Source organism: Frankia sp. AgKG'84/4, from assembly GCF_023242965.2.
Taxonomy (GTDB): Bacteria; Actinomycetota; Actinomycetes; order Frankiales; family Frankiaceae; genus Frankia.
In genome coordinates this window covers 1-4,556 of record NZ_JALKFU020000429.1, presented here as the reverse complement: position 1 = coordinate 4,556, position 4,556 = coordinate 1, and the positions used below count along the sequence as shown (strand labels likewise).

Here is a 4,556-nt window from a genome sequence, read left to right as displayed (position 1 = left end):
GCAGGGTGATTTGTTTATAAGAGACCGCGCGTGAGGGGCCCCCCCCCCACCGACTCCTCCCGGCGGGCGGCGCCGGCGCGGCGGGTCGGGCCGGCGGTGGCGTCGAGGAGGTCGTCGAGGGTCGCGTGCCGCACCGTGCTCTCGCCGAGGGAGGGCAGCACCGCGGCGATGTAGCCGAGGAAGGCCCGGTTCGGCCCGACGACGAGGACCCCGGTGCGGGCGAGGCGCTCGCGGTGGGCGAAGAGCAGGTAGGCGGCGCGGTGCAGGCCGACGGCGGTCTTGCCGGTGCCCGGCGCGCCCTGCACGCACAGGCTCAGGTCCAGGCCGGCGCGGACGATCTCGTCCTGCTCGGGCTGGATCGTGGCGACGATGTCACGCATCGGCCCCGATCGGGGCCGTTCGATCTCCCGGGCGACCATCCCGTCGACCGGTGCCGGTGGTCGCGACACCGCGGCCGGTTCGGGTGCGGCGGTGGCGTCGCTCGCCAGGGGTTCGTCCTCGAACGCGGTGAGCTCGCCGCCGTCGTAGCCGAAGCGCCGCCGCCGGCGCACGCCCATCGGGTCGCCACGGTGCGCCCGGTAGAACGCCCGGGCCACGTCGGTGCGCCAGTCGACGACGAGCGGGTCGTCTCCGGCGGACTCGCGCACATGGCGGCGCCCCAGGTAGAAGCGCCGCCCCGCCACCGCGGCGGGCACCTGGTCGGCACCGCCGTAGTCGAGGCGGGCGAAGAACAGCGGTGTGCCCTCGCCGCCGGCGAGGTCCAGGACACGGCGCTGGCGGGCCACCCGCAGGTACTCGTTGGTGACCTTGTCGACCTCCGCGTCGCCCTCGGCCACCCGGGTCCCGGCGGCCTCCTGCCGCATCCCCAGCAGCGCGCGATGACCGCGCTCGAGGTAGGCCCGCTCCGACGCGAGTTCGGACGCCAGGCCCCCGCCCTCGCCGTCCTGATCGCCGGGAACACCCTGGTCGCCGGGAACACCCGGATCGCCGGGAACGTCCTTGGCCAGCTGGCCATGGACACCGTGGCTGCCGCTCATCCCGACCCCTTTCCTTAACCCGGTAAAGCTTACCGGGCGCGGAAGGATCGTCACCGTGGGACGCCGCGCGGCGGAGGCGAGGGCGCCGCGCCCCACCGCGGAGGCGGAGTCGAGTGCACCGCGGTCGGACTCCCGGTGCGCCGCAGCGCGCGGGCGGGCGGGATCTCCCGCCGGCCGCGGCGGGGACCTCAGGCGTAGGCGGGCAGGGCGCGGGCCAGAGCCGCGAAGGCCAGCCGGGTCGCGGCCGTGGCCTCCGGGTGGCGGGCGGCGGCGGATCCACCGGCGGACAGCCGGGCCCAGTTCTCCCGGGCCAGGACCCGCTGCACGGCGATGATCTGGGCGGCGCCGAGGCGGGCGGTGAGTTCACCGGCGCCCGGGGCCGCCCGCGCGAGTGCCTCGGCGAGCGCCCGTTCGTCCTCTGCCGCGTACCGGGCGAGGCGGCCCTGCAGGCTCGGGGTCGCGAAGACCATGCCGTGGAAGGCGAGGACCTCGGGATGCTCGTTCAGCCCGGTCACCGGTTCGCGCCGGTCGAGGCCGACGAGCTGGTGCTCGCGCAACGCCGTCAGCGGTGCCACGTCGGCGCCACGACCCGCCACGATCCGCCCGGCCTCGCCGCGGTGGTCGAGGATCCGGTGCAGGACGAGGTCCTCCTTGCTCGGGAAGTGGGCGAACAGCGTGGGTTTGGACACGTTCGCGGCCGCCGCGATCTCGGCGACGGAGACGTCGTCGAAGCCCCGTTGACAGAACAGGGTGATCGCCGCGGCTGACAGCGCGTCGCGGGTGCGTGCTCGGCGCTGCGCCCGGGTGGGGGCGCCGGGCGTCGCCACGGCGTTCAGGCGACGTGAACGAAGGGCCGCTGGGCCGGGTCGGGTTCGGCTTCGCGCAGGACCTCGCGGGTGACGGTGGCGACCTCACCGACGCCGATGAACAGGAACCGCAGGAAATTGAGGATGGGATTGCCCTCCGTCCATTCGAAGTACACGTGCGGGCGCGCGCCGGTGGTCTCACGCAGGTGCAGCAGCAGGGCGGCGATCGCGTTGGGCACCGACGTGCTGGTGGCGCACAGGATGCGGTAGCCCTCACGGTCCAGGCCGCGGACGTCGAGCTCACCTTCGAACTCGGAGGAGTCGGGCACGGAGACCTCCAGGAACAGCAGCGCGACGTCGTCGGGGAGGAACAGCTCGTCGTGGGCCTTGCGGGCCTTCTCGGCGTACTCGGCGGCGTCGCCGACGTCGAGTTCGTTGGCGACGAGGTGCAGCGAACCCGCCGCGGCGGCCTCGCGGACCCAGGCCTGCGCGGCCGGGTCCAGGCGCACGCCGGTGACCCGCAGCTCGAACGAGCGCAGCGCCCGTGAGGAGAACGACACCAGCATGATCGCGATGATGAAGATCGAGCCGATGATGAGGCCGTCGGGCCGTTCGATGATGTTGGCGATGGTGGTGTAGACGAACACGGCGGTGATCACGCCGAAGCCGGCGGCCCGGCGCCGGCCGCGGCGGCGGGCCGTGGCCAGGGTGACGGCGAGGGCCGCGGAGGTGATGAGCACGAGCACGCCGGTGGCGTAGGCGCCGCCCTGCTTGTCGACGCTGGCCTGGAAGAAGATCGTGACGGCGAAGCCGATCGCGGTGAACACGAGCACCAGCGGGCGCACGGAGCGCGCCCAGGTCGGGGCCATGCCATAGCGGGGCAGGTAGCGGGGCACGAGGTTGAGCAGGCCGGCGAGCGCCGAGGCGCCGGCGAACCAGAGGATCGCGATGGTGCTGAGGTCGTAGACGGTGCCGAAGGCGCTGCCGAGCTCGTCGTGGGCGAGGTAGGCCAGCGCCCGCCCGTTTGCCTCGCCACCCGCCTTGAATGCCTCGGGCGGGATGAGCAGGGTGGTGGCGAGGCTGCTGGTGATCAGGTAGACGGCCATGATCAGTGCGGCGGTGGTCAGCAGGGTGCGGGTGCCGCGGATGCGCCCGGTGGGGCGGTCCTCGGTGTCGGCGGTGTCGCCGCGGACCAGGGGCATCACGGCGACGCCGGTCTCGAAGCCGGACAGGCCCAGGGCGAGTTTGGGGAACACGATCAGCGCGAAGCCGATAAGCGCGATCGGGTCCGGGTGCTCGCGCACGAGCAGGGCATGCCAGTCGCCGACGAGGTGCGGCTGCGAGACGATCTTCACCAGGGCGTCGCCGACGACGATGGCGTTCAGGCCCAGGTAGAGGGCGACGAGCACCACGGCGATGCCGACGGCCTCGGTGAACCCGATCAGGAACACCGCGCCGAGCGCGGTGAGCAGCACCAGGGTGACGCCGACCCGGTGGCCTTCCAGCGCGTGCGGGGCGTAGGGGTTCTCCAGGATGTGGGCGGTGGCGTCGGCGGCGGACAGCGTGACAGTGATGAGGAAGTCGGTGCAGGCGAAGCCGAGCAGGACCAGAACGAGGATCTTGCCCTTCCACCAGGACAGTTCGTGTTCGAGCATGGCGATGGAACCCTCGCCGTGCGGGCTGTCCTTCGCCACCCTCCGATAGACCGGCAGGGCCCCGGCGAGTGTCACGAGGACGAGGACGGCGGTGGCGATGGGGCTGACGGCGCCGGCCGCGAGCGCGGCGATGCCGGGCTGGTAGCCCAGGGTGGAGAAGTAGTCGACGCCGGTCAGGCACATCACCCGCCACCAGGGGTGCAGCTTGTGCTCGGCGGTGGGCTGGGCGTGCGGGCCGGAGTGCTGCTGGGCCTGGGCGGAGCCGGCGAGCAGCCAGGCGCGCAGGCGCCGGGTCCGCCCGGTGACCCGCGCCGGCTCGGCGGTGACGGTCACGACCCGGTGGGCCTTCCCGCTGGCGCGCGTCCCGATCGGTGTGGAAGTCCTGGCATGGCGAGCATCCTCCCCCGCCGCCGCGCGCGGCACGCGGACCCGGGGCGGATCGGTCGCCGGCGTCACCACGACCCGGTACGCGCGGCACGGGTGACAGGGGTGGGTGAGACTTGCCGCATGGAGGTCCTCAGCAGTCGTGTTCTGATCCGGCCGGTGGACCCGGCGCGCAGCCGCGTGTTCTACCGGGACGTCCTGGGCCTCGCGGTCTACCGGGAGTTCGGGGGGCCGCAGAGTCCCGGCACGGTCTTCTTCCTGGGTCAGGGCCTGCTGGAGGTGTCCGGGCACGCGCCCGAGGCGCCCGCGGCGCGCGGCGCGGGGCCGGGGCTGTGGCTGCAGGTGCGTGACCTCGCCGCCGAGCACGGGCGCCTCGCCGCCGCCGGGGTGGCGATCACCCGTGCGCCGCGGCGGGAGCCGTGGGGCCTGGACGAGATGTGGATCGCCGATCCGGACGGGATCGCGCTGGTGCTCGTGGAGATCCCCGCCGATCACCCGCTGCGCCGCGACCAGCGCTGATCCGCGGACTCGACCTGCCCGTCGGCGGGAGCCGCCGGCAGGACGATCGTGACGACGGCGCCGCCGTCCGGATGGTTGGCCACCTCGGCGCTCCCGCCGTGGGCGGCGGCGATCGCGGCCACGATGGACAGGCCGAGCCCGGCGCCGCCCTGCGC

General features: G+C 73.9%; 5 protein-coding genes. 1 reads left to right on the top strand and 4 read right to left on the bottom strand.

Going from position 1 to position 4,556, the window contains the following annotated elements; translation table 11 throughout:
* Window positions 1–14: 14 nt before the first annotated feature.
* From MXD58_RS20605 to MXD58_RS20595, 3 genes are all read right to left on the bottom strand, one after another.
* Complete coding sequence (locus MXD58_RS20605; protein WP_250609752.1) at window positions 15–1,037, bottom strand: helicase domain-containing protein; 1,023 nt, start codon at window positions 1,035–1,037, stop codon at window positions 15–17.
* A 188-nt stretch (window positions 1,038–1,225) separates the two neighbouring features.
* The gene (locus MXD58_RS20600) at window positions 1,226–1,864 is read right to left on the bottom strand and encodes a helix-turn-helix domain-containing protein (protein ID WP_248837036.1); all 639 of its coding nucleotides are present in this window, start codon (window positions 1,862–1,864) and stop codon (window positions 1,226–1,228) included.
* Window positions 1,865–1,869: 5 nt separating this feature from the next.
* Window positions 1,870–3,831: an APC family permease gene (locus MXD58_RS20595; protein WP_248837037.1), complete on the bottom strand. Its 1,962-nt coding sequence runs from the start codon at window positions 3,829–3,831 to the stop codon at window positions 1,870–1,872.
* Window positions 3,832–3,987: 156 nt separating this feature from the next.
* On the opposite strand from MXD58_RS20595, the gene MXD58_RS20590 reads away from it, so the two are divergent.
* A complete protein-coding gene (locus tag MXD58_RS20590; RefSeq protein ID WP_250609751.1) occupies window positions 3,988–4,401 on the top strand; it encodes a VOC family protein in 414 nt (137 codons plus the stop codon).
* Here MXD58_RS20590 and MXD58_RS20585 read toward each other — a convergent pair.
* A partial coding sequence (locus tag MXD58_RS20585; protein WP_308302005.1) for an ATP-binding protein occupies window positions 4,374–4,556 on the bottom strand: 183 nt, incomplete at its 5' end. The two genes, MXD58_RS20590 and MXD58_RS20585, sit on opposite strands and share 28 nt — an antisense overlap.

What these genes read in the sequence shown, in the direction of transcription:
- MXD58_RS20605 (WP_250609752.1), bottom strand. Translation starts at nt 1,037, where the DNA reads ATGAGCGGCAGCCACGGTGTCCATGGCCAGCTGGCCAAGGACGTTCCC.